The organism is Cryobacterium lyxosi (assembly GCF_004403345.1).
GTDB lineage: Bacteria > Actinomycetota > Actinomycetes > Actinomycetales > Microbacteriaceae > Cryobacterium > Cryobacterium lyxosi.
Genome location: NZ_SOGT01000012.1, coordinates 64,492 through 87,826 on the forward strand (window position 1 = coordinate 64,492; position 23,335 = coordinate 87,826).

General features: G+C 63.1%; 22 protein-coding genes. 11 read left to right on the forward strand and 11 right to left on the reverse strand.

The window, feature by feature from the left end; all coding sequences use genetic code 11:
- The first annotated feature begins 1 nt into the window (after window position 1).
- Window positions 2-2,689 carry a DEAD/DEAH box helicase gene (locus E3T27_RS10120; RefSeq protein ID WP_134572545.1) on the forward strand — a complete coding sequence of 896 codons (2,688 nt, stop codon included), beginning with the start codon at window positions 2-4 and terminating at the stop codon, window positions 2,687-2,689.
- On the opposite strand, the gene mgrA is transcribed toward E3T27_RS10120, so the two are convergent.
- The 3 genes from mgrA to E3T27_RS10135 form a co-directional block, all read right to left on the reverse strand.
- Window positions 2,690-3,715, reverse strand: a complete 1,026-nt coding sequence (mgrA, locus tag E3T27_RS10125; protein ID WP_134572547.1) for an L-glyceraldehyde 3-phosphate reductase — start codon at window positions 3,713-3,715, stop codon at window positions 2,690-2,692.
- A 73-nt stretch (window positions 3,716-3,788) separates the two neighbouring features.
- The gene (locus E3T27_RS10130) at window positions 3,789-4,268 is read right to left on the reverse strand and encodes a Dps family protein (RefSeq protein ID WP_104198159.1); all 480 of its coding nucleotides are present in this window, start codon (window positions 4,266-4,268) and stop codon (window positions 3,789-3,791) included.
- A 158-nt stretch (window positions 4,269-4,426) separates the two neighbouring features.
- Complete coding sequence (locus tag E3T27_RS10135) at window positions 4,427-4,729, reverse strand: hypothetical protein (protein WP_104198160.1); 303 nt, start codon at window positions 4,727-4,729, stop codon at window positions 4,427-4,429.
- Window positions 4,730-4,866: 137 nt separating this feature from the next.
- Here E3T27_RS10135 and E3T27_RS10140 point away from each other — a divergent pair, with 137 nt between their 5' ends.
- On the forward strand, window positions 4,867-5,424 hold the full coding sequence (locus E3T27_RS10140; RefSeq protein ID WP_134572549.1) for an MOSC domain-containing protein: 558 nt from the start codon (window positions 4,867-4,869) through the stop codon (window positions 5,422-5,424).
- A gap of 64 nt (window positions 5,425-5,488) precedes the next feature.
- On the opposite strand, the gene E3T27_RS10145 is transcribed toward E3T27_RS10140, so the two are convergent.
- Both E3T27_RS10145 and E3T27_RS10150 read right to left on the reverse strand, forming a co-directional pair.
- A complete protein-coding gene (locus tag E3T27_RS10145; RefSeq protein WP_134572551.1) occupies window positions 5,489-6,388 on the reverse strand; it encodes a DarT ssDNA thymidine ADP-ribosyltransferase family protein in 900 nt (299 codons plus the stop codon).
- Between the two features lie 188 nt (window positions 6,389-6,576).
- Entirely contained in the window at window positions 6,577-7,257 is a 681-nt protein-coding gene (locus E3T27_RS10150; RefSeq protein WP_134572553.1) for an HAD-IA family hydrolase, read from the reverse strand.
- A gap of 129 nt (window positions 7,258-7,386) precedes the next feature.
- On the opposite strand from E3T27_RS10150, the gene E3T27_RS10155 reads away from it, so the two are divergent.
- Complete coding sequence (locus E3T27_RS10155; protein ID WP_104198164.1) at window positions 7,387-8,130, forward strand: sulfite exporter TauE/SafE family protein; 744 nt, start codon at window positions 7,387-7,389, stop codon at window positions 8,128-8,130.
- 25 nt (window positions 8,131-8,155) lie between these two features.
- On the opposite strand, the gene E3T27_RS10160 is transcribed toward E3T27_RS10155, so the two are convergent.
- Window positions 8,156-8,917, reverse strand: a complete 762-nt coding sequence (locus tag E3T27_RS10160; RefSeq protein ID WP_134572555.1) for an endonuclease/exonuclease/phosphatase family protein — start codon at window positions 8,915-8,917, stop codon at window positions 8,156-8,158.
- Between the two features lie 221 nt (window positions 8,918-9,138).
- Between E3T27_RS10160 and E3T27_RS10165 the strand changes: the two genes are divergently transcribed.
- A complete protein-coding gene (locus tag E3T27_RS10165) occupies window positions 9,139-9,738 on the forward strand; it encodes a histidine phosphatase family protein (RefSeq protein WP_134572557.1) in 600 nt (199 codons plus the stop codon).
- Between the two features lie 265 nt (window positions 9,739-10,003).
- The gene (locus E3T27_RS10170; RefSeq protein WP_134572559.1) at window positions 10,004-10,780 is read left to right on the forward strand and encodes an ice-binding family protein; all 777 of its coding nucleotides are present in this window, start codon (window positions 10,004-10,006) and stop codon (window positions 10,778-10,780) included.
- Between the two features lie 77 nt (window positions 10,781-10,857).
- Here E3T27_RS10170 and E3T27_RS10175 read toward each other — a convergent pair whose 3' ends face one another.
- Window positions 10,858-11,148, reverse strand: a complete 291-nt coding sequence (locus E3T27_RS10175; protein ID WP_134572560.1) for a hypothetical protein — start codon at window positions 11,146-11,148, stop codon at window positions 10,858-10,860.
- 62 nt (window positions 11,149-11,210) lie between these two features.
- On the opposite strand from E3T27_RS10175, the gene E3T27_RS10180 reads away from it, so the two are divergent.
- The 4 genes from E3T27_RS10180 to E3T27_RS16560 all read left to right on the forward strand — a co-directional run bounded on the left by E3T27_RS10180 (window position 11,211) and on the right by E3T27_RS16560 (window position 12,611).
- Entirely contained in the window at window positions 11,211-11,507 is a 297-nt protein-coding gene (locus E3T27_RS10180; protein WP_104198168.1) for a hypothetical protein, read from the forward strand.
- Window positions 11,508-11,559: 52 nt separating this feature from the next.
- Window positions 11,560-11,832: a glutaredoxin family protein gene (locus E3T27_RS10185; protein WP_104198169.1), complete on the forward strand. Its 273-nt coding sequence runs from the start codon at window positions 11,560-11,562 to the stop codon at window positions 11,830-11,832.
- 57 nt (window positions 11,833-11,889) lie between these two features.
- Complete coding sequence (locus tag E3T27_RS10190; RefSeq protein ID WP_104198170.1) at window positions 11,890-12,213, forward strand: hypothetical protein; 324 nt, start codon at window positions 11,890-11,892, stop codon at window positions 12,211-12,213.
- 242 nt (window positions 12,214-12,455) lie between these two features.
- Window positions 12,456-12,611 (forward strand): hypothetical protein, encoded by a 156-nt coding sequence (locus E3T27_RS16560; protein WP_166786177.1) that lies wholly within the window; start codon window positions 12,456-12,458, stop codon window positions 12,609-12,611.
- 78 nt (window positions 12,612-12,689) lie between these two features.
- Here the strand turns inward: E3T27_RS16560 and E3T27_RS10195 are convergent, their stop codons facing one another.
- The 4 genes from E3T27_RS10195 to E3T27_RS16830 all read right to left on the reverse strand — a co-directional run bounded on the left by E3T27_RS10195 (window position 12,690) and on the right by E3T27_RS16830 (window position 20,840).
- Window positions 12,690-17,540, reverse strand: coding sequence for an NAD-glutamate dehydrogenase (locus E3T27_RS10195; protein ID WP_134572562.1), 4,851 nt, complete (start codon window positions 17,538-17,540; stop codon window positions 12,690-12,692).
- A gap of 353 nt (window positions 17,541-17,893) precedes the next feature.
- Complete coding sequence (locus E3T27_RS16700) at window positions 17,894-18,784, reverse strand: aggregation-promoting factor C-terminal-like domain-containing protein (protein ID WP_174722207.1); 891 nt, start codon at window positions 18,782-18,784, stop codon at window positions 17,894-17,896.
- A gap of 509 nt (window positions 18,785-19,293) precedes the next feature.
- Window positions 19,294-20,652 carry a M20/M25/M40 family metallo-hydrolase gene (locus E3T27_RS10205; protein WP_134572564.1) on the reverse strand — a complete coding sequence of 453 codons (1,359 nt, stop codon included), beginning with the start codon at window positions 20,650-20,652 and terminating at the stop codon, window positions 19,294-19,296.
- Window positions 20,649-20,840: a hypothetical protein gene (locus tag E3T27_RS16830; protein ID WP_206750163.1), complete on the reverse strand. Its 192-nt coding sequence runs from the start codon at window positions 20,838-20,840 to the stop codon at window positions 20,649-20,651. The genes E3T27_RS10205 and E3T27_RS16830 overlap by 4 nt, the downstream gene beginning before the upstream one ends.
- Before the next feature lie 285 nt (window positions 20,841-21,125).
- Here E3T27_RS16830 and E3T27_RS10210 point away from each other — a divergent pair, with 285 nt between their 5' ends.
- Both E3T27_RS10210 and E3T27_RS10215 read left to right on the forward strand, forming a co-directional pair.
- Window positions 21,126-22,403, forward strand: a complete 1,278-nt coding sequence (locus E3T27_RS10210) for a metal-dependent hydrolase family protein (protein ID WP_134572566.1) — start codon at window positions 21,126-21,128, stop codon at window positions 22,401-22,403.
- Window positions 22,400-23,305, forward strand: a complete 906-nt coding sequence (locus tag E3T27_RS10215; protein ID WP_134572568.1) for an IclR family transcriptional regulator — start codon at window positions 22,400-22,402, stop codon at window positions 23,303-23,305. The genes E3T27_RS10210 and E3T27_RS10215 overlap by 4 nt, the downstream gene beginning before the upstream one ends.
- Window positions 23,306-23,335: the final 30 nt, after the last annotated feature.

The following is a 23,335-nucleotide window of genomic DNA, read 5'->3' on the forward strand; positions in this document are numbered from 1 at the left end:
AATGTCGGACGGCCCAGACCTGACCCCCGCGTGGAAGCGGCTGGTGCAGGCGCCCGAGCCGCCGGCATCCGCTCTGCCGCGAATCGGTAATTTCGGGCAACCGCGTGCACTGGCTACCGGCCCGAAAGTGGCGATGGGGCTGCAGTTCGAGCTGCGCGAGCAGACTCCGCGCACGAATGACCGGTGGCGTGGGCCGACGGCCAAGCCGGTGAAAGCGCTCGAGCCCGGCCACGGCGAGTTTCGGCTCGGCGTGCGGCCGGTTATTTCGAATGCGAAGGGTAACTGGGTGCGCAGCAACGTCACCTGGAGCCACCTCACCTTTCAGCTGAACCGGTTCAACCTCGACCCCGAACACCACCGCTGGATCTCCCAGTTCGCCGCCCTCTACAAGGCCGTGCGCGAGGTGTACACAAGCCAGGAAACCGACTGGATCTACCTCGACAACTTCACCAGTGCGCTGCTCTGGCCGTTGCTGCGAGAGGCCGAACAGCTCGGCATCGGCTTCGTCGGCGCCAAGAAAGGGGTGTGTGTGCGGGTCGGTTCGCTCGCCGAGATCAGCGTCGACGCCTCCCGAACAGATTCTGCCGGACCCCTGGTTCTGCAAGCCCGCCTGCACATCGACGGGGAGAACCACCCCCTCGAGGCCGCCGGAATCATCGCCGGCCACGGCATCTACAGTGTGCGGTTCGGCCTGCCGACCGTAATCACGCTCGCACCGACCGCTGGCCCGCTGAACCGCGAGCAGCGTCACCTGCTCGGACGCGTCGAGGCGGCGATGGTCCCCGCAGAGGATACGGCCGAGTTTCTCGGCTCCGTCTACCCGACCCTGCAACGCACGGTCCTGGTCACCAGCACGGACGCCTCGGTGCGCTTTCCCGAGGTACTGCCCGACGACTTCGAGCGCACCGAAGTGCCGCACTTGGTGATCACGACGATGGAGACCGACCAGCGCGACTGGTTCGATCTCGGCGTGATCGTCACCGTCGGCGCGATCACGGTGCCATTCGGCCCGCTGTTCAAGGCGCTCGCCAAGGGCCAGACCCGCCTGAAACTGGTCGACAACAGCTATCTCTCCCTGCAGAGCCCCGAGTTCGAACAGCTGCACGAACTCATCAACGAAGCCCGCGCACTGCAGGAGTGGGAGACCGGCCTGCGCATCAGCCGCTACCAGGCCAGTTTATGGAGCGATTTCGAGGATCTCGCCGACGAGACAGTGCCGGCCATCTCATGGCGGGCCGCCGCCGCCGGGCTCAAAAATCTGGCCGGCATCGACCCGACTTCCCTTCCGGGCGGCGTGCGCGCCACCCTGCGCCCCTACCAGCAGGAGGGGTTCGCCTGGCTCGCATTTCTCTGGAAGCACCGGCTGGGCGGGGTACTCGCCGATGACATGGGCCTCGGTAAAACACTCCAGACCCTGGCGCTGCTGGTGCACGCGAGTGTCTCTGGGCCGGGGCCGTTCCTGGTCGTGGCACCGACATCCGTTGTGGCGAACTGGCAGAACGAGGCGACTCGATTCACGCCCGGGCTGCGGGTACGCACCGTCACGGGGACGGAGGTAAAAAGCCGCACGCTGATAGCGGATGCCGCCACCGACGTCGACGTACTCATCACGTCGTACGCGTTGTTCCGTCTCGATTTCGACGCGTACCAGGCGGTGGCCTGGGCTGGCCTCATTCTCGATGAGGCGCAATTCGTGAAGAACCGCACGAGCCGCGCCTATGCCTGCGCGAAGGAATTGAACACGCCGTTCAAACTGGCCATCACGGGAACTCCGCTGGAGAACAACCTGATGGATCTGTGGTCGCTGTTCAGTATTGTCGCGCCGGGCCTGTTTGCCTCATCGCGCAAATTCATCGAGGACTACGTCCGGCCGGTGACCCGGGGCGAGAACCCCGAGCGGCTCGCAAAGCTGCGGCGGCGCATCCGCCCGCTGATTTTGCGCCGGACCAAGGACGTCGTTGCCCGTGACCTGCCGCCCAAGCAGGAGCAGGAGTTGCAGATCGCGCTGAACCCGGCGCACCAGAAGCTCTACGACACGTTTCTGCAGCGAGAACGGCAGAAGCTCTACGGTTTGATCGAGGAACTCGACAAGAACCGGTTCATCATTTTTCGCTCGCTCACCCTGCTGCGCCTGCTGAGCCTCGACGCCTCCCTCGTCGACAAGAAGTATGCGGGCGTGCGTTCGAGCAAGCTCGACGCCCTGTTCGACCAGCTCGACGATGTCATCAGCGAGGGACACCGGGCACTCGTCTTCAGCCAGTTCACGTCATTTTTGAAGCTCGCCGCCGCCCGGCTCGACGCGCAGGGTGTTCCGTATTGCTACCTCGACGGGTCGACGTTGCGGCGCAGCGAAGTGATCGACCGGTTTAAAAGCGGTGCGGCGCCGGTGTTCCTGATCAGCCTCAAGGCGGGCGGCTTCGGTCTCAACCTCACCGAAGCCGACTACGTCTTTTTGCTCGACCCGTGGTGGAACCCGCAAACCGAGGCGCAGGCCATCGACCGCACCCACCGCATCGGCCAGACCCGCAACGTGATGGTCTACCGGCTCGTCGCGACCGGCACTATCGAAGAGAAGGTCGTGGCACTCCAGAAGCAAAAATCGCAGCTGTTCAACGCTGTGCTCGACGACGACGCCATGTTCAGCACAGCGCTGACCGCCGAAGACATTCGCGGTCTGCTCGAGCCGTGATCAGACCGCGCTCGACGCCGCCCACAGGTTGATGCCGTTATCGACAGCGTGCTCGTCGATGGCGGCCAGTTCCTCGGCGCTGAAGTCGAGATTGTGCAGTGCCCCCACGTTCGCCTCGAGCTGGGCGACCGACGATGCGCCGATAAGCGCACTGGTCACCGCTGAATTGCGCAGCACCCAAGCCAATGCCAGCTGGGCGAGTGACTGACCACGTTCGGAGGCGATCTCGGTTAGGGCACGGATACGGGTCAGCGCCTCCGCGCTCACCATGGACTTGTTCGCCGAGCCATCCCGGGCGACCCGGGAGTCCGCCGGAATACCACCGAGGTAGCGGTCGGTGAGCAGCCCCTGGGCCAGCGGCGAGAACGCGATACAGCCGACGCCGATGTCGTCGAACGTATCGAGCAGGTCGTCCTCGACCCAGCGATTGAACATCGAGTAGGAAGGCTGGTGAATCAACAGCGGGGTGCCGAGGTCGGCCAGAATCGCGGCTGCTTCTCGGGTGCGTGCCGGCGAGTACGACGAGATGCCGGCATAGAGGGCGCGGCCACTCGTCACGGCGGTGTGCAGTGCACCCATGGTCTCTTCGAGCGGGGTATCGGGGTCGGCACGGTGCGAGTAGAAGATATCGACGTAGTCAACGCCCATGCGTGAGAGCGACTGGTCGAGGCTCGACAATAAGTATTTACGGCTGCCGAAGTTGCCATACGGGCCCGGCCACATGTCGTAGCCGGCCTTGGTCGAGAGCACGAGTTCGTCGCGGTGGGCGCTGAAATCTTCGCGGTACAGCTGGCCGAAGTTCGTTTCGGCCGACCCAGGGGGCGGACCGTAGTTGTTGGCCAGGTCGAAGTGGGTGATGCCCAGGTCGAAGGCCCGGCGAAGAATAGCTCGTTGTGTGGCGAGCGGCTTGTCATCGCCGAAGTTCTGCCATAGACCGAGCGAAATGGCGGGAAGCTTGAGGCCGCTGCGCCCGACACGACGGTAGGGCATGGACTCATAACGGGATTCATTCGCGAGATAGGTCATTTGATCATGATGGCACTTTTCTCGTCCACACCGACGCTACCCCAGGAGAAACCTGGAGTACGCGTCAGCAAGCTCAGTGCGCGGATTTCATCTCGGAACGCTTGCGCGGTTTGCGGTTCTCCGCGCTGACCATCCAGGAATACTGCTCGAGCTTCTCGATGAAAGCGTGAAGAAGATCGGCACTGGTGGGATCTTCCTCGTCGACCTCATTGTGCACCTTGCGCATGTTGGCGACCGTGGCGTCGAGCCGTTCGGTGATGAGGGTGACCGTCTCGGCCGTGTCGACTTCGCCGTCGGGAAACTTCGGCAGGTTGGTGGCCTTGGTGACCGTCTCGCTGCGACCGTCAGGCATCGCGTCGAGTGCGCGCATGCGTTCGGCGACCTGGTCGGAGAATTCACGCACATCGACGATGATCTCATCGAGTTGCAGGTGCAGGTCGCGGAAGTTCTTTCCAACGACGCTCCAGTGCGCTTGTTTGCCCTGCACGTGCAATTCGATCAGGTCGACCAGAACGGACTGCAGGTTGTTACTGAGTGTTTCGGAGGCGTGCATGGTGTCCTTTCAATCAGGGAGAATTCGCCTCAAGGCTATATCACGACCGTGTGATCTGGGCCACAATGCAATCACCCGACCGAGGGCCGCAAACCCGACGTGCGGCCCCCGGCACGCGGGATTATCGCGGGCGCGGCGTCTGGCACGGCCTGATCTCGTCAGGCGTCCTTGGGGGCGCGTGGCGGGCGCGGCTTACTGTACTTCTTGTGCGCGGTCTGCGGGGCGGTACCAAGGAGGCGCGCGATATCAGCCCAGGAACAGCCGCCGTCGCGCATGGCGTTGACCGCCGCGGTGACTCGCAGGTTGACGTCGACGCGATCGCGCACCGCGCGTTCCAACTCTCGCTCCAGGGCTCGGTAGGGCCGGGCAATATGCGGGGCGGTTTCGTCTGTCGGTAGTGGCAGTGGTTCAGCCGTACCCTCATCGAACTGGTCGTGACTGTCGGGGGTAACACTGGTCATCGGCAACCTTTCCACTGATGAAATGTAGGCCCAGCGTGTTGGTGCGTCAACCACTTGACGCAGACATTTTGACGTCTGCGCAGTCGGTGTTGTATGCGTTCCATCGAACGTGCGTGCGCTATGGCAGAATCAAGGGCATGGCACTCGAGGGACGTCCCGGCGCGGTCGTTTCTGTCAGCCGCGATGACGCGCACCGCTTCAGCAAGCCGGTGGTCGTAAGCATCCGTTTGCTGGCTGGAATCGGTGTCGAGGGCGATTCTCACGCAGGCCCCACGGTGCAGCACCGTTATGCCAAAAAACGCGATCCCACGGCGCCCAACCTCTGCCAGGTGCACTTCATGGCCGCAGAGTTGTTCGACGACCTCGTACCCACCGGGTATACGGTCGCACCGGGCGAGCTGGGCGAAAACGTGACGACCATCGGAATCGATCTGATGACCCTGCCGCTGGGAACCCGACTGCACCTCGGCAGCGAGGCCGTGGTCTCGATCACCGGCATGCGCAGCCCCTGCTCGCTCATCAACGGCTACCAGAAAGGCCTGATGAAGCAGCTCATCAAAACGGATGCTGCCGGCGCGGTTCAACGTCGCGGCGGAATCATGGGCGTCGTGGTGACCGGCGGCATCGTGCACCCGAGCGACCGGATCCGGGTGGAGCTGCCCGTCGGTGAGCATCTCCCACTCGGGGTCGTCTAGATCTGGATTCACGATCAGGCCAGATCAGGGGCTTACTCTCCGGATCCGGCCCGACAACCAAGCCCTACTGGGGATCAGCGGAGGTGTGGAACCACGGCGGGTAGACCGCAACCTTGGGCTTATACGAGCTGGCCTTCAGGATGCCGCGCACAGTTTCGCGCACATTGTCGTTGCAGACGCCGATGAGCATGATCAGGTCCATCGGCACGGCGTCGGGAACGAGCAACTCGGCTTCGAGAATCATCGCACCGTCTGCTTCGGCGCGAAGGGTCTGCAGCATGCGTTCGGCGGTGGCCGGCGTGGCGCCGAACCGGGTCAGCGCGCCGGCGGCATCACCGTTGGTGACGGCGATCACGCTCGCAACGAACGGAACCGCCTCCTCGGCGGCGTCAGCATCTGGCGCGGTCAGATCTTGGGCGGTCAGATCCTGGGCCTCGTCTACCGGGGCATTGGCCGAGACAATTTCAGCTGCGGCACGCGCCGCCATCCCCTCGTTGATCTTCTTGACCGTACTCACGAGCATGACGAAGTCGAAGGCCTCGGAGCCGTGGGTATCGCGCGCCAGGCGCGGGTCAGCGGCTTCAGCTCGCACGCTCTCCCAGACGGTCGCATTCGGCGACAGAAAGAAGGGCACGTACTCAGCAACACTGCGACCATCGCCGGAGACGCGGGCAGCCCGGCGCAGGTCGCGAGTGCCCGGTGCGGAGATGTCGACGGTCGGCCGCGCGGTGAGGGCGTCGTTGGCAAGCAGGCGTCCGTCCTGCAGGATCGCACCGAGGTTGCTGATGTGCGTGAGGTGGTACACGCGCTGCTCGTCGACGTTGTCGGTCGAGACCTTCTCAGCTCGCACCGGGCGAGGCGCGCCGGCCACGCGAACCGGGCGGGCTGTGCGTGCGGCGGGCATAGCCGCCGTCGGCAGCGGGTCGCGCAGCGAAGACAGCTTCGGGGCGCGGGTCTTTTTCACCGGGGTGAGGGGCTCAGTAACAACTTTGGGAAAGCACAGAGCGCACAATTGGCCCTCGAGTCCGTGGATGCATTCGTCGTCCAAGAGGGAAAAACCTTTCGTTACGCGGCTCGCACCACTCGGAAAAGCCGAACGCACATACCGCTTATTAACGTTACGTTCATTTGGGTGGCAGCGCTGACCGTTCTTTAGTTTTTCGGCAACTTGAACCGAACAATGAGACCGTCGTCAGTGCATTCAATGCGCAGATGATCGAGCCCGGGCACGACGAGGTCGGCCTCGAGTTCGGCCGCCGGATAGGTTCCGGCGACTCCGATCGTGGTACAGCCAGCGGCGCGGCCGGCCTGCAACCCGGCAGGCGCATCCTCGATTACCAGACACCGGCGCGGGTCGACGCCGAGCCGGGCGGCTCCCTCCAGAAACGGTTCAGGGAACGGTTTGCCGCGCGGGGTGTCATCGATGGTCACGATCACGCTCGGTGCCACCAAAGCGGATGCCGCCAGCCGTGCGACCGCCAGTGGCCGCGCGCAGGACGTGACGATCGCCCGTCGACTCTCCGGCAGGCTGTCCAGGAGCGCTGCGGCGCCGGGCAACACGGTGATGTCCTGGGTGTCAGCGGTTTCGAGGGCCAGAATGCGGTCGATCGCCTCGTCGACGCGGGCGGCTGGTACAAGTTCTGCGATGATGTCGCGCGCCGGGCGACCGTGGACGGTTTCGTCCTTGGCCACGCCCCATTCCCTTCCCCAAACGGCCCACGAGCGGTTGACCGCCGGCGTGGAATCAATGAGGGTACCGTCCATGTCGAACAATACGGCGTCGAAGGTGCGCCCCTGCAAAACGTTTTCGGTGGCAAAACTGAGGTCGGGCATCCGTTGTCCTTTCGTCGCGCCGGCTACCTGCCGATGTGTCAACGGTAGGCCACCGAGCATTGCCCACGCCATTCGGTGCCGCCCGGGCCGGTATCGTGGACAGCAACAACCGAGCTGGGAGACCTTGACGTGTGGACGACCGTTCTGGTGATTGCAGCCGTGCTGGTCGGGTCGAGCATGCAGCGCATCACCGGCATGGGCTTCGCCCTGGTAGCGGCGCCTTTTCTGGTTTTATTGCTCGGGCCGGTTGACGGCGTCATCGTGGTCAACGTCTGCGGGGTCCTCACGGCAAGCATCATCCTGACGCGAGTATTTCGGCAGGTGGACTGGCGGCGCTACATAGTTCTGGCGCTCTGCGCCGTCGTCGGTATCGTGCCCGGCTCCTACGTTTTGCAGTTCGTTTCGGTAGCCTGGCTCGAAATTTCGATCGGCGTACTCGTGGCAGCCGGTCTGACCATATCGGTGAATCTCGGCCGGGTCGTTGTGCGCGACCGCCTCGGTTTTCGCGTGATGGCCGGCATGACCAGCGGGTTCATGAACACGACGGCCGGTGTCGGCGGTCCGGCGGTGAGCATTTACGCGATTGCCACAGGATGGCCGCAGCGGTCCTTTGCCGCGACCATGCAGCCGTACTTTCTCACGATCGGGCTGGCGTCCCTGGCCTCAAAATTCGCCCTGGGATCGGCCGACCTGCCTCAGTTACCTGTGCTGGTCTGGGTGCTCATCGGATGCGCCTGCATCGTGGGGCTCATCATCGGTGACCGGCTGGCCTCTGTGGTCGAGCCGCACGTGGCCCGCCGCCTGCTCGTAATCGTTGCCTATCTCGGGTCGTTCGCGACCATCGTGCGCGGAATAATCGAGCTGCTCGTCTAAGGCGGGCGGCGATTTGGCCACTTCCTCAGATAGTGAAGTCGGCGCCGTCGATGGATACCGACTCGGAGGCGGCCGGGTTGGCAAGGTGATGCGCGGCATCCGTCTGCATCCTAGGCTCGTCGGAATAGGTAGCCGTTACCAGAATGGGCATGTGATCTGAGGTGCCCTGCGGGAGGGTCTCGACATTGGAAATTATCAAGCCCATCGAGGTCGCCAGGTCGAAGTGTCCGCGAAAGAACTTATAACGGGTATACGTGCGCGTATCGCTGAGCGTGAGGTCATAGCCGGACTGGTTCACCTTATTACCGAGCTTGCCCTGGAAGATTGGATAGTTATAGTCGCCGACCATGAGGGTCGGCAGGCCGGGGCCCAGAACGCTCAACTCTTCGTGGGCGCTGCGAATCTGGTTGCGGCGCAGAGAATTGAGCGCGGTCAGCGGCGCTGCGTGAAACGATGCCACGACGAACTCCCGCTGCGCGACATTATCAACCAGGCGGGTGGCGATCAGGCGTTCGTGTGCGGGCGCGGCGACACGGTCATGCAGCGACTTCTTGAGCGCGAAGGTCTGCGTCCTGATCGCTGTGAAGCGGTCCCTGCGATAGTAGATGGCCAGGCCGAGGCGATTGCGATGAGTCGAATCGGCCAGGTGCAGGTTTCCGACCTCGGCCGGCAGATCGACGGTGTTGCATTCCTGCAGGCAGAGAATGTTGGGACTGTACCGTTCGGCCAGGTCGACGAGTTCGCCGCTGGCACGGTTCTTCCGGAGGTTGTAGCTTATGACCCTCATGGCACCCGTCTCAGACTCGATGGCTAGGCCTCCAGCCTACGACTCTCGCCGGGGTCGAAATTGAACATCCGGGGTCAGTTGACACATGCGCAGGTGGCATCCAGCCAGCCGACTTTTTCGAACCCAAGGGTCGACGCCGAGGCGTCCCCGGTCGGGGCTGCCCGGCGCACGAAACGTAGACTTGATCGGCCGCGTTCCTGCGGCACACGCGAGGGAGCCGCATGACCCAGAACGACATCGTTCTTATTCGCCACGGGCAGACCGAGTGGAGCATCTCCGGTCAACACACCGGGCGCACCGACATTCCACTGACCGACTTCGGGCGCCGTCAAGCGGATGCTCTCGGCGAGATGTTGGACGGTCGACACTTCGATCGGGTCTACTCGAGCCCGCTGGTGCGTGCCTGGGAAACCATGGAACGGGCCGGTTACGGCGCGCAGGGCGTGGCCACCGACGACGTGCTGGAATGGGATTACGGGGTGTACGAGGGACGCCGAACCGCGGACATCCGCTCGGAAATTCCCGGCTGGACCGTGTGGGGCGATCCTATTGTGGATGGTGAATCCGTAGAGGACGTGGGCGCACGGGCTGATCTCGCCATCGACACCTGCCTCGCAGCCGAGGGTCGGGTGGCCATTTTCGCCCACGGACACTTTCTGCGCATCATGACCGCGCGCTGGATGGGTTTGCCCGCCGTCGCTGGCAAGAGCCTGAGCCTCGGCACCGCAACCGTGTCGACGCTCGGTTGGGAGCGCGAGAACCGCGTGTTGCAGATGTGGAACGACTCCTCCCACCTGAGCTCGATGGACCCGATCGTTTAGTCGTCCGGCGAACGAAGCACGGCAAACGGCCGTACTACCCCTAGTCTGGGGTTAGACAGATTCTATTCGTTGGAATCATTGTCGTGGGGGCGCACGAACGTATGTGCGTATTGCGCCCGGAGGGCACGACAGTTGGGGCTTGGGGGCGTCACCTACTTTCGAGCCCGGTCAACGGGAGAAGCCCGGTGTGCAGCACCGGCGGCCATATCAGCACGTGGCCCTGCCCTGACCCGCATCGTGCGGGTCTTTGGAGAGGGAAAAAAACATGAGTTCGTTTACACAGCTTTCATCGTCGCGCAAGCGACTTCTCGGCGCCCTCCTGGTCGTCGGCATCATCGGAGTGGGCAGCATCGGAGTCGGCGGAGCCATCGCATCCGAGCCCGCACCGCGCGCCGTGGTCGACCTTGGAGAGGCCGGCACCTTTGCTATCCTCTCGAAGTCCGGCATCACGGATGTCTACACATCAGCGATCAGCGGAAACGTCGGAGCGAGCCCCATCACGGGAGCCGCTATTCACGTCACCTGCCCGGAGGTGACCAATGGCACGATTTACAGCGTCGACGCCGAGGGCCCCTCCTGCATCGTGACCGATGCCACGTACCTCACCGAGGCCGTCAGCGACCTCGAGATCGCGTACACCGATGCCGCCGGGCGCACCACTCCGGACTTCATCAACCTGGGCGCCGGCGAAATCGGTGGCCTGACCCTCACCCAGGGCCTCTACAAGTGGGGCACCGACGTGAACATCTCCACCGACGTCACCCTCACCGGCACCGCGGATGACGTCTTCATCTTTCAGATCTCCAAGGACCTGGAACAGGCTTCAGCTCAGAACGTGATTCTCGCCGGCGGCGTGCAGGCGAAGAACGTGTTCTGGCAGGTTGGCGGATCCGTCGCCATCGGCACGACCGCGCACTTCGAAGGCACCATCCTCAGCCAGACGATGATCGCCATGAAGACCGGAGCGACCATCAACGGACGCCTCCTGGCCCAGACGGCCGTCACACTGCAGAGCAACACGGTCACCGCGCCCGTCGAGTAGCTTCGCAAAATATGCACACGGGCGCGGCTGACGTCGTGTCGCCCGCGCCCGTGTGCGTTACCGCGTGAACGTCGAGGTCAGTGCACCGGCACCCAGGTTCCCTTGACTCGCTCGGTGATCAGCGACGCCCGCAACTCGGCGACGACCCGCAGATCTGCCACGACGTGGGCGCCGATCTGCAGGGCCGATGCCGAGTCATCCGCCGTGAAACGCACGATGACCCGCGCTGCACCGGCGACGATCGTAAGATCGGAGGCTTCCACGGTGGTGAATTCGGCGGCCGCCGCAGCCGCCCGGGGCACGACCGAGGCAGGCACGGTTCCTGCGTGCAGGGATTCGATACTCATGGTGACGCGATAAGAAGGCATGGATTCAGGTTACGGGTACTGCTTTACTGTACGAGTCCTCAACCCCTCACATTCGGAGCCCCATGACGTTCACTGCCACGATCATCGCCCAGGTTCAGCGCACCAAGCCCGATGCCCTCGCGGCCATCGCTACCGCCCTCGGTACGAATGTAGAGAACCCGGCTGGAGCGAACGCTTTCATCGCGCTGCCCGACGGCGGCCGAATTGATGTGGAGATTCCCAAGTTCGGCGAAAGCCTGCCCCTGACCATCGACGTGGTGAACGTGCGCGGCCAGGCCGAAGCGCGGGCATCCGCTCAAAACATTCTGGATCTGCTCGAGCAATCCACCGGCTGGCAGGTCGACCACCTGCACGACTAAAGCGAACGCGCCCCATCCGTGACACTCAGGTGCGCGGCTTACACTCGCAGATATGACTGAATCGACTGCCACCGCTTCGCGCATCACAATGTATGGAGCACAGTGGTGCAGCGATTGCCGTCGTTCCAAGTCGCTGCTCGACCGCCTCGAGGTGGACTACGACTACGTCGATCTGCTCCTCGTCGAGGACGGCGCCGATCGCGCCCGCGCCATTAGCGGGCGCACCAACATTCCCGTCATCGTGTTTCCCGACGACACGCACCTGGTCGAGCCCAGCGACGCCGAGGTACGCACGAGGCTCACCCAACTCGGCTACATGGGCTGACCCAGCCTCACCCCCGTGCTATTGTCAGAAATCGCAGGCACTAACGGGGGTCGCATCATGAACGCAACTATCACGACGTCGACGCGGCACATTCCCATTTCGCTCTGGATCAGCGCGGCACTGTTCGTCATCTACTGCGTGCCCGGCGTCGCAGTGTGCTCGTCTGTGCGCGATGACCCGCTCAACGTTCTCGTGCTGCTTTCGGTTTCTCCACTCATGTTCGTCGGCATGGTCATCTCGGTGGTCGATATTGTGCGCACCCGCAATCGCGGCGGCGTCAATCAGCCGTATGCGCGGCTGCAATGGGTCGGCCTCGCACTGATGGTCTTAGCGATGCCGTTATGGATGGCCGCCGCGATTGTGATCGCCTCCCTGCCCTAGCCGTACCCGGCGCGCTCTCGGGCAGGGACTCACTGGCTTTTTTAGCGGCGTGTTCTCCTTCTGTTAATACAGAACTCTTGATGTTTTGACATCTTTACGCGTAGCGTCTAAGTGTTACCCCAGACCCTGGTAGCGGTTTTGACCGCTTCGAGTCAGGGGTTTTGATGTTTCACACGTTCCTACATCCGATCAGCAGGTTGTCCGGCGAGGCATGGACCTCCGTTGGGATAGCTCTTCCTCCAATGAGTGTCACCATCACTCCGGCCGTCGATTTCGATCAGCAATCATCGTCTCGCGTGCCGCCAGCGCACGGCCCCCCACTCGGCAGCGGCACGATTACGTCGACGCCGCTCGACGACTGGCTCGACAATCTCCCGGCGCGCGGCTGGGATGCCTGAGCGCCGTTGTCACAACCGCCGGGGGCGCCAACCAGCAGCGTCGGCCACGGGTGAGTCGCACCCGCCGTCACCCGATGCTCAGCGGCGCACGATGGAACGCAGCAGGCGCACGGCGACCGAGAGAGACGCCATGTCGTCTTGCGCGAGCGAATTCACCTCGTCGAAGACGCTACGAGCCCGGCCGAGCTGTTCGGCGTTGAGTTCTTCCCAAGCGAGGAGGCGCTCGTCGGCGGTTCCGGCATGTGTTTCATCGAGCACAGACCGCGTCATGTCTGCGACGGTCGAGTAGAGGTCGTCGCGGAGAGCTGCGCGGGCGAGGGCCTGCCAGCGGTCCTTGCGCGGCAGCTTGGTGATGCGCTCGAGCAGACTGTCGACGCCGAAACGGTTGTAGATCGTGTAATAGATTTCGGCGACCCGGGTGACCTGCACATTCGCCCTGGCCGCGATCATGGCCACGTCGAGCAGCGCGTACGCTTCGAACAATTCCGACCAGCGGCGACCGAGATCGTCAGGCAGACCCCACTCCCTGGCCTTCTCTTCCTGCGTTTCGAGGCGCCCGCGATCGGCGCCCTGTAGGTAGTCGCCGAGGTGCGCGCGCACGAGCGCGATCTGCGGCTTGTACGCGGCGATTACCGCGCCGACAGGCATGTTGGCGCCCTGATTGACCTGCCAACGCACGGCACGGTCGAGCAGGCGGCGAATGTCCAAATGGATCGACGTCCATTTTTTGGTCGGGAACGACGACGGCAGCGCGTTGAGTTCGTCGACCATCGAGTCGAGGTCGAAAACCTCGCGCAGAGCCACGAAAGCTCGCGCGATCGTCGCCGAGTTAGCCGAGGTCTCCTCCATCGCACGGAAAGCAAAGGTGATGCCGCCGAGGTTGATCATGTCGTTCGCGACGACCGTCGCGATAATCTCCCGGCGAAGCGGATGCGTGTCCAGCTCGGCATCGAAACGTTCGGACAGGTGCCCCGGGAAGTATCCGCGCAGGGTATTACCGAACCACGGGTCATCGGCCAGGTCGCTGCCCCGCAGCGCGGTAGCCAGCTCGATCTTGGCGTAGGCGGCGAGCACGCTCAACTCGGGGCTGGTCAGTCCCTGCCCGCGGTCCAGACGCTCCCGTAGCGTGGCTGTCGTCGGCAAAGCCTCCAGCTCGCGCTGCAGATCTCCCGATTCTTCAAGCCAGTTCATGAGGCGCTCGTAGCTCGGGCTCCAGTTGTTCACGAGCATGCGGTCGTTGAGCAGCAGAATATTCTGGTCGACGTTGTCCACCAGCACCAGCCGCCCGACCTCGTCGGTCATCTCGGCGAGGAACCCGGCCCGCTCGGCCGGGTCGAGTTTGCCGGCCGCGACCATTCGGTCCACGAAGATCTTGATGTTGACTTCGTGGTCGGAGCAGTCCACCCCGGCCGAGTTGTCGATCGCGTCGGTATTGAGGATGACTCCGGCAAGCGCAGCTTCGATGCGGCCGAGTTGAGTGAACCCGAGGTTGCCGCCCTCCCCGACGACTTTGACCCGCAGGTCCCGGCCGTCGACCCGAATGCCGTCGTTGGCTTTATCGCCAACCTGCGCGGCCGATTCACTGCTCGCTTTGATGTAGGTTCCGATGCCGCCGTTGTAGAGCAGGTCAGCCGGCGCCAGCAGAATCGCCCGCAGCAATTCCGGCGGGCTCAGCTGGGCGGTGCCTTCTGGTAGCCCGAGCACGACCCGCACCTCGGCCGAGATGGGAACGACCTTGGCCTGGCGAGGGAAGACGCCGCCACCAGCGCTGATCAGATCGGTCCCGTAGTCGGCCCAGGATGAGCGCGGCAGCTCGAACAACCGGGTGCGTTCCGTGAAAGAGAGCGCCGGATCGGGGTTGGGGTCGAGAAAAATGTGCCGGTGGTCGAAAGCCGCGACGAGTTTGGTGTGCTTGGAGAGCAGCATGCCGTTGCCGAACACGTCACCGGACATATCGCCGACACCGACGACGGTGAAGTCTTCGGTTTGCGTGTCAACACCGAGTTCGCTGAAGTGGCGCTTGACCGACTCCCAGGCTCCCTTGGCGGTGATGCCCATCTCCTTGTGGTCGTACCCGACCGAACCACCCGAGGCGAAAGCGTCGCCGAGCCAGAAACCGTATTCGGCGGCCAGTCCATTGGCGATGTCGGAGAAGGATGCCGTGCCCTTGTCAGCGGCGACGACAAGATAGCTATCGTCGTCGTCATGCCGCACCACCCGGTGCGGTGCAACGACGTGTTCGCCATCGACGTCGGCCACCAGGTTGTCGGTCAGGTCGAGCAGTCCACGAATGAAGGTCTTGTAGCTATCGATACCCTCAGCCATCCAGGCCGCACGGTCACGACCGGGGTCGGGTAGCTTCTTGGCGAAGAATCCGCCCTTGGCGCCGGTGGGCACGATGACGGCGTTCTTGACCGTTTGGGCCTTGACCAGGCCGAGCACCTCGGTACGAAAGTCTTCACGGCGGTCGGACCAGCGCAGCCCGCCGCGGGCTACCTTGCCAAAACGCAGGTGCACACCCTCCACGCGCGGCGAGTACACCCAGATTTCGTACATGGGCCTGGGTGAGGGCATTTGCGTGATCTGCGACGGGTCGAGTTTGATGCTGAGATAGGGCTTGTGCTGAAAGAAATTCGTGCGCAGCGACGCTTCGATCAGGGTGATGAGTGTGCGCAGCACCCGGTCGGCGTCAAGGGTGGCAACCTGCTCCATTGCGACCCGCAGCTGTTCGCGTACGTCGGCGACGCGGAGCATCCGCTCGTCATCGGCCAGGTCTGGATCGAATCGGGCCTCGAACAGGGCAACAAGGCCGAGCGTGACGGCCGGGTTGGCCAGCAGGGCGTTCGCGACGAAACCGTAGGAGTTGGTGTTGCCGATCTGGCGCAGGTACTTGGCGTAGCTGCGAAGAATAACCACGCGGTGCCAAGGTAATCCGTCTTGTAAGACCAGGCGGTCGAGGCTGTCGGATTCGATGGCGCCGCTGATGGCCGCGCCGAAGGAGTCTGCCAGCAGTGCGCCGGTCGCGACCGGGTCGACTCCGGCCGGGTAGTGCAGGCCGAGGTCGTAGAGGTAGAAGCGACGCCCATCGGTGGTCTGAATTTCAAACGGCACTTCATCGAGCACCTCGATGCCGAGGTTCTGCAGAAAGGGCAGAATCTGGCTGAGGCTTTTCGGTTCGGTCATGTAGAGCTTGATGCGGGCGTCTTCGCCCGGGTCACCAGCCGTTCTGGGCAGGTACACGTACAGTCCGGGGCGGCTGATTTTCGCGGCACAGGCCTCGAATCGCCCGATGTCTTGCAGCGCATCAGTAATTTCGTAGTCGACCCGGTAACTGGCGGGAAAAGCGTCGGCCCACACGTCGGCCAACCGCTCCGCATCTTCGACCGAGTGTGTCGTGCACAGTTCGTCGCTGATCCCCTCGGGCCAGGATCGAACGGCTCTGGCCAGGCGTTGTTCCAGCGCCGCGATATCGACGGAGTCCGCCAGGACATCTTTGGGCAGGCGGATGCGATAGAACAATCGCGCCAGCGCAGATTCGGTCATTCGCGCTTCAAAATCGAGCGACTCCGAGTTGAATGTCTCTTGTAGTTCTTTCTCGATGCGCAGTCGCACGCCGGTGTTGTAGCGGTCACGCGGAAGGTAGACCAGCGCCGACATGAACCGGCCGTAAATGTCGGGTCGCAGAAACAGACGGGTACGACGACGCTCCTGCAGACGCTGAATCGCGAGCGACGCTGTGACGAGGGCGGGCACCTCGATCTGGAAGAGCTCGTCACGAGGATACGTCTCCATGATGCCGAGCAAGTCTTTTCCGCTGTGCGACTCGGGCGGAAAACCGACCTCGGTCATGACAGCCTCAACCTTCTCGCGCAGCACCGGAACTGCGGTGACCGAGCTGGTGTACGCACTCGCGGCGAACAGGCCGATAAACCGCTGCTCACCGTCGACCTCGCCGGCGGAATCGAAACTCTTGATTCCGATGTAGTCGAAGTAGGCGGGACGGTGCACGGTGGACCGGGAGTTGGCCTTGGTGATCACCAGGGCGGTGCGCTCGCGCGCCTTCTGACGGCCAGCATCGGTCAGGTGCTGAACCTGGTGACGGTCGTCGGCGTAACGCAGCAGGCCGAGGCCGCTCCCCTCGACGAGAGTGAGCACGTCCTCACCGCCCTGCGTTTCGAGGTTGTATTCGCGGTAACCGAGAAAAGTGAAATTGCCCTCGTCGAGCCACTGCAAAAGCTGCTGGGTCTGGTGAAGGTCCTTGATGTGCGCGCCACCAACGATTGTGTCGAGCGCTTGTGCGATCTGCCTAGCCTTGGTGCGCATGAGCGGCCAGTCTTCGACCGCGGCCCGCACGTCCTTGAGCACAGCAGCCAGCCCGCCGATGAGGCTGGTGTGCTCATCGTCGCTCGCGCTGTCGATCTCGATGGCGATCCAGGACTCGAGGTGCGAGGCATCATCACCGGTCGCGATGAGGTGGGCGATATTGGGCATGGCCGAGGTATCACCACTGGAGACACCGGCGCTGGAGACGCCGACGCTGGCCGGAATCCGGTTGATATCGACGAGGTCGTTTGTGGACTTGCTGCGAGCGACGATGAGCAGGGGGTGCACGACCAGGTGAATAGCGGCGTGCTGGCGCACCAACTCGGCCGTGACCGAGTCAACGAGAAAAGGCATGTCGTCGGTGACGATGTAGACGACACTCCGACCGGATTCATTGTGGATCTCGACGGCCGCGGTTTTGGGTACCCGGCGCTGCGCGACCCGCCAATGGGCACGCGCCCGAGCTTCCAGAACCTCAGGGGTGTAGGCCGCCGCATCTTCGTCTGTTAGATGCTCATAGTAATCAACTATGAACGTTTCGAGCGTTGGGCCGGAGGGGGATAGATCCGACGGCGACGGACCCGAGCGGGTGAAACCAGACGACATTGAAAAAACGCCTCCATCAAATTCATCGCCGTGCGGGTGCGGCTTGTTCTCGCTCACGAGCTACCGGCCACTGCCGGCATTCCCGGGTGGGAATCCGGTACGGCAATGACCGGGCAGCCTACGAGCAACAACCAGCGCACTGTGTACACAGACGAACTATGAGTGCGGGCTCCTGCGACGCGCACGTCGGTGTGCCTCGTCGAACTCAATCATGGAGTCCTTATGCGTCTATCGTATCGCCGGGCCCTGCACCCTGGATGGACGCCGCAGAACCTGCGGCCATCCACTGGCAAAGAGCCTGCTGCTCGTCGATTGGGTCGTGACCGGGGCATGAACTTCACACCATCAGCGCTTTAGTACCAGCCAACAGACTGCGAGTGCGACCAGGCCGCGCACGGCGTTCCGTAGGACGAGGCCTTGATGTAGCCGAGACCCCAGCTGATCTGCGTGGTGGCGTTGGTAGCCCAGTCGTTGCCGGCCGACGCCATCTTGCTACCGGGGAGTGCCTGAGGAATTCCGGTCGCGCCACTGCTGGAATTCATGGCCGCGTAGTTCCAACCCGATTCCTTCTGCCACAACCGATCGAGGCAGCTGAACTGGTCCTCACCCCAGCCGTACTGCGAGGCGGCCATCGAACGCGCTGTGGCGCGCGCACCGTCGACGGAGTTACCGCCGGCTAAGGATTGCACACGAGCGGCTTCCGCAGCTGCTTGCGCTGCTGCTTCAGCAGCCGCGGTGGCAGCGGCCGCCGCAGCGGCCGCCGCAGCGGCCTCGGCGGCGACGCGGTCGACTGTAGCCGTGGCGGCAGCGACCGACGCGGTCTCCGCTTTCGCCTCGGCCGTGAGCGATTCCACCCGCTCGATCGGCAGGATCGCGTAGTTGGCAAGCGAGCTGGCTACCGAGGTGAGAGTGGTGGCATCCACTTTGCTTTGGCTGGCAGCGATGACGACGTGGGCCGCGCTCAGGGCAGCGGATGCGTTATCTCGAGTGATCGTCTCACCGCGCTGCACGTAGAACTCGAGTTGATCGCTCTGCAGGCCCGTACTTTCGGTGAGTACGGTCGTGGCGGCGATGCTGTCTTGCCTGGCATCGGCCGACTGGGCGACGAATCCGCTGCTGGCGACCAGACCGGCAATAACGAGTGCGGTTCCGGTCGCCGCTACGATCTCGTGTCGGCGGGTTCGTGGTTTGCGGCGCTCACGGTGAATGCGAGTGTTTTTGAGGGCGACGTGGGCATGAGGCATTTCAGTGTTTTTTGGGCGCATATCCTTCATTTGGCGCGAATGATGGGCGCTAGGTACGCCCATTCGCTAGGTTTTTGGTCCGTGCACTTCGGGGTGGCACGGACAAGGCCGCCAGCATGCCCGCCCTTTTTGAACAAAACCTCACGATATTCTCCGAAACTCCTGATTTTCGGTCACACGCGTTCTGTCATGAAATAATTTGCGACTGCTGGCGAGTTCATTCAGAGGTACGACCGAGCTTTTAGCCTGATCATCGTCGAATCGGTGGGCATAACGACCGAGTGGAGCGCGATCTTCAGGCTCAAAAAAATCGAAACTTATTTTGCACGAAATTTAGCGAGCAAGCGCTCCAGCGCGAGATTCCATTGGATGCGTTCCTGTTTCAGGCGCACGTTTTCCTTCGAGCAGACTCGGCCGTCGCGCCCGAGCGCCTCGGCATGTCGGGGTTACGTCAACCGGACAGAACTCGACCAGATAGACGGTGCTTTGCGCCTCGCGCTGTAACTCGACTAGTTCGCGCGGGCGACGTGGTCGAGGATGGTGGCAAAAATTCTCATCCCGTCTTTGAATCGCGACAGCTCGAAGTTCTTATTCGCGGCGTGATTGTTCTGGTCCGGATTGGCATAGGGCACGAGAATTGAGGGAATGCCCAGGATATCTGCGAAGACGAAGTTTGGCGGCGAGCTGCCCAGGCTCGGCACGATGAAGGGAACCACGCCAGTCGCACGCTCTACTGCACCAGCCACGATCGCAACGTAGCGATTGTCGAGCGCTGTGCGTGATGCTGGAACCGAGCTGAGCCGGGTCAGCTCGACATCCGGAGCATGCACCGCCAGATGCGCCTCGAGCAACCGAAATATTTCATTGGGGTTCTGCCCGGGTACCAGCCGCATATCAAGGTGCGCTCGGGCGCCGTTGGCAATGACTGATTTCATCCCCGGTCCGGTATAGCCGCTGGTCAGACCGGTGATGGTCATGGTCGGCTGCAGCATCAACCGTTCGTAATAGCCGATTCCCGCCGGTTCGGGAAGCTCGACAATGCCGAAGTCCGTCAAGTGATCGTTCAGGTCGAGGGGCAACCCGGCCAGATTCGCGCTTTCGGTTGGCGTCGGGGGCAGCGCATCATCGAAGAAGCCCGCAACGGCGATCTCACCACTGGGTTGCCACAGCGTCGCCATCGCCTGCACGAGATGCTGGGCGGCGTCGGGCAGCACCCCGCCGAGGCTTCCAGAGTGCGCCTCCCGGTTCGCCCCGCGGGTGCGCAGCTCAACGCCGAGCTGTCCGCGAGTACCGAGAACGAGCTGCGGAGTGCCGCTGCGATGCACGGGACCATCCGAGGTGATGACGAGATTGGCCGCCAACAGGTGCCGGTTATCGCGCACGAGTTCGGCCAGATGCGGGCTTCCGACTTCTTCCTCGCCCTCGATGAGCACCTTTACATTCACCGGCAGCTCGCCGTGGACGGCGCGTATGGCACGCAGCGCGCAGAGCTGTGCGAGGTGCTGGCCCTTGTTGTCGCTGGTACCACGCCCGTACATGCGGCCGTCTCGAATGGTTGACTCGAACGGATCATCCTGCCAGTGCGCGTCAAAATCTGCCGGTTGCACGTCGTAGTGCCCGTAAATGAGCACGGTCGGCAAAGAGGGGTCGACGATGCGTTCGCCGTACACCACTGGCGGTCCATAGCCCTCGATCAGGTGCGCGCGCAGACCACTCGCGCAGACACTGTTCAGCACGATCTGAGCGCACACGACAAGGTCATCCGTGGGCTGAGCACTTACGCCGGCGATGCGAACGAGACAGGCGAGTTCGTCGAGCGCTGCGGTAAATCCCGCATCAATGTGGGCGTAGACATCGTCGATAGTCATCGTGTCACAGGCCCCAAGGTCGGTGCCTGCCCGCGTTTATTTCGCCAGCCGACCTGCACGGAGCTGCCGATTCGCCACGCGGGCGTCATCCCGAATTCGGAGAGGTGCGGTGCCGCGAGCAGCCCGAATTGGCCGATCAGTGCCGGCAGACCGTGTGGCGGCTCAAATTGGGGAGTTGCTGTCTTCATGTCCCGCATCTCCCCTAATGGCGCTTCGGCCACTCCCGAGATGGAAATCTCCCGAGCAAGTCCTGTCATCAACATTTGCGCAACCCTTCACGGCGAGCATTAATGGTCACTCTTGTATATCATATAGATACACTGTCTATGCAGCGATACAATTAGAGTAATCCCCTTGTCCTACGAAACTCCGCCACCCGAACCAGGCAAGATGCGGCGGTCGGTGCTGGCGAGTGCGCGAAACCACGCTTGCGCATCCACTCTTCTTTCCACCTCCCGAAACGAGCCCATTTCATGACCACCCAGCTGCGTGCCCTTGTCAACGCTCGTCTCATCGATGGCACCGGTAGCCCGGCCCGCGCGCGGTCGACCGTGATTATCGACGGCGAACGTATCGTCGAGGTGACCGACGATCGACCCCTTCCCGTCAGCGTCGAGGTCGTCGATCTGGGCGGCGCCACCCTGATGCCCGGCCTGATCGACTGCCACACGCACCATGCAGCGTGGGCTCAGAGCCTGGTCACGCACCCGGAACCACTCGGACTGCTGGTGTCCCAGACCGTGGCGGCCCTGAAGGTGACGGTGGAGGCTGGAATCACCACGGCCCGCGACCTCGGGGGCCTGGAACGCGGCTTCGTCGACGCCGTTGACCGCGGAGTCATTCCCGGTCCGCGTTTGCAGACCTCGCTGATCATTGTGTCGCCGACCAACTCGCTGATGGATCACCATCCGGTGTCGGGCGGCGCGATCAACTCCCGCGGGCGCTACGAGATCTGGCCCGGTCTGCCCGAACCCTGGTGCGACGGCCCGGTGGCTGCTCGGGCCAAGGTGCGAGAGGTTATTCGCATGGGCGCTGACGTCATCAAGGTTGCGATGACGGGGAGCATGACGTTCGCCGCACGACGGCCGCACCGCCCGTTGTTCACCGAGGAGGAACTCGCCGCCATCGTTGACGAGGCGCACCTCGAGGGGATCCCGGTGTGCGCACACGCCCACGGCGACCCCGGCGCGATCCTGGCCGTACGGGCCGGGGTCGATACCATTGAGCACGGAACCTACCTCAGCGAAGAGTGCGCGCGCGAAATGGCTGATCGCGGCACATGGTATGTTCCAACAATGTGCATCTCCAACTGGCACAGCACCCTGTCCCAGGCCAGCGTGCGCGCCCACACCGCCGACATGCCTGCTCGCCATCGTGAGAGCATTGCTCGGGCCGTGCGACTGGGTGTGCGCATCGCGGCGGGCACAGACACCAACCCGTTCCACGGATTCGGGCGCACCGGAATGGAATTGGAACTGCTGGTCGAGGCCGGCATGACCGAAGCCGAAGCAATCACGGTCGCCACCGACCACTCCAGCCAGTGCCTCGGCATGTCAGCCGATGTCGGTACTGTCGCGGCGGGCAAGTTCGCCGACCTGCTCATCGTGGACGGCGACCCGCATCGGGACATCCGCTTGTTGCAGGATGCGAGCCGTCGCACCGCCGTGCTGAAAGGCGGCCAGTTCATGAGCGGTTCCCTCCTCTCTATAGCGGATGCGCACAGTCGTCGAACGATCGCGGTGACCGCATGACAACCGACACTGCTGACACCCCGGACACGCCTGACACCTCTGAGGCTTCTGAGGCTTCTGAGGCTTCTGAGGCTTCTGAGGCTTCTGAGGCTTCTGAGGCTTCTGAGACTTCGACGGAGCCGACCGTCGCAACGGGCCCGGCCACCGACTATACGATCGGGCCGGTCGCCGCAGCCCTCGACATCCTGCTCGAGTTCGAGAACGGGCAGAGGGAACTGCGCGTCGCCGACATCGCCCGGCGCATTGGAGTGACCCGAAACAAGGCGTTTCGCCTGATCAAAACCCTCGAATCGCGCGGTTTTCTGCAGCGCATCGGCGACCGCTACCGGGTAGGCAGTCGATTACTCACCCTCAGCGAAGTGGCGGTCCAACCGATCGAAGCACTGCGGGCCGCAGCGCAGCCCGAGCTGGAGACGTTGCAGGCGCAGACCAATGAAACGGTTTATCTGCTGGCTCCGTTGGGCATGGAAGCGATCTGCATCTCCCGCATTGAGAGCACCCATTCCCTGCGTATCTCCGTTGATGTCGGCAAAAAACGGCCACTTAATGCGGGGGCTGGGCAGAAGATGCTGCTCTCGGGCCAGGACGAGCAACGCCTGACCCAGGTACTCAGGCATCGTGGGCCGGCGTTCACCGAACACACCATCACCGACGAGGCCGAGTTGCGCCGACAATTGGAGGAGATTCGCCAGCGCGGTTACAGCCTCAGTCTCGGCGAGGTCGATGCCGGGGCAGGGGCAGTCGCCGCGCCGGTCTACGACTATTCTGGAGACATGATCGCGGCCCTGGTAATTGGGGGTGCCATGTCGCGGGTGTCGGGCAATGTCGAGGGTGCGTGGAGAGATTCGGTCGTCAGCGCCGCCCACCGTATCTCTGCAACGCTCGGCTACCCCCAAAAATAGCGGCGCTTCTACCGCGCAATTCCAGCGCTC

Coding starts and splice junctions, on each gene's coding strand:
- E3T27_RS10165 (WP_134572557.1), top strand. CDS start 9,139: ATGACCCAGAACGACATCGTTCTTATTCGCCACGGGCAGACCGAGTGG.
- E3T27_RS10140 (WP_134572549.1), top strand. CDS start 4,867: ATGGCACTCGAGGGACGTCCCGGCGCGGTCGTTTCTGTCAGCCGCGAT.
- E3T27_RS16830 (WP_206750163.1), bottom strand. CDS start 20,840: ATGAAGACAGCAACTCCCCAATTTGAGCCGCCACACGGTCTGCCGGCA.
- E3T27_RS16700 (WP_174722207.1), bottom strand. CDS start 18,784: ATGCCTCATGCCCACGTCGCCCTCAAAAACACTCGCATTCACCGTGAG.
- E3T27_RS10130 (WP_104198159.1), bottom strand. CDS start 4,268: ATGCACGCCTCCGAAACACTCAGTAACAACCTGCAGTCCGTTCTGGTC.
- E3T27_RS10135 (WP_104198160.1), bottom strand. CDS start 4,729: ATGACCAGTGTTACCCCCGACAGTCACGACCAGTTCGATGAGGGTACG.
- E3T27_RS10175 (WP_134572560.1), bottom strand. CDS start 11,148: ATGCCTTCTTATCGCGTCACCATGAGTATCGAATCCCTGCACGCAGGA.
- E3T27_RS10190 (WP_104198170.1), top strand. CDS start 11,890: ATGAACGCAACTATCACGACGTCGACGCGGCACATTCCCATTTCGCTC.
- E3T27_RS16560 (WP_166786177.1), top strand. CDS start 12,456: ATGAGTGTCACCATCACTCCGGCCGTCGATTTCGATCAGCAATCATCG.
- E3T27_RS10210 (WP_134572566.1), top strand. CDS start 21,126: ATGACCACCCAGCTGCGTGCCCTTGTCAACGCTCGTCTCATCGATGGC.
- E3T27_RS10215 (WP_134572568.1), top strand. CDS start 22,400: ATGACAACCGACACTGCTGACACCCCGGACACGCCTGACACCTCTGAG.
- E3T27_RS10160 (WP_134572555.1), bottom strand. CDS start 8,917: ATGAGGGTCATAAGCTACAACCTCCGGAAGAACCGTGCCAGCGGCGAA.
- mgrA (WP_134572547.1), bottom strand. CDS start 3,715: ATGACCTATCTCGCGAATGAATCCCGTTATGAGTCCATGCCCTACCGT.
- E3T27_RS10170 (WP_134572559.1), top strand. CDS start 10,004: ATGAGTTCGTTTACACAGCTTTCATCGTCGCGCAAGCGACTTCTCGGC.
- E3T27_RS10120 (WP_134572545.1), top strand. CDS start 2: ATGTCGGACGGCCCAGACCTGACCCCCGCGTGGAAGCGGCTGGTGCAG.
- E3T27_RS10185 (WP_104198169.1), top strand. CDS start 11,560: ATGACTGAATCGACTGCCACCGCTTCGCGCATCACAATGTATGGAGCA.
- E3T27_RS10180 (WP_104198168.1), top strand. CDS start 11,211: ATGACGTTCACTGCCACGATCATCGCCCAGGTTCAGCGCACCAAGCCC.
- E3T27_RS10205 (WP_134572564.1), bottom strand. CDS start 20,652: ATGACTATCGACGATGTCTACGCCCACATTGATGCGGGATTTACCGCA.
- E3T27_RS10195 (WP_134572562.1), bottom strand. CDS start 17,540: ATGTCGTCTGGTTTCACCCGCTCGGGTCCGTCGCCGTCGGATCTATCC.
- E3T27_RS10150 (WP_134572553.1), bottom strand. CDS start 7,257: ATGCCCGACCTCAGTTTTGCCACCGAAAACGTTTTGCAGGGGCGCACC.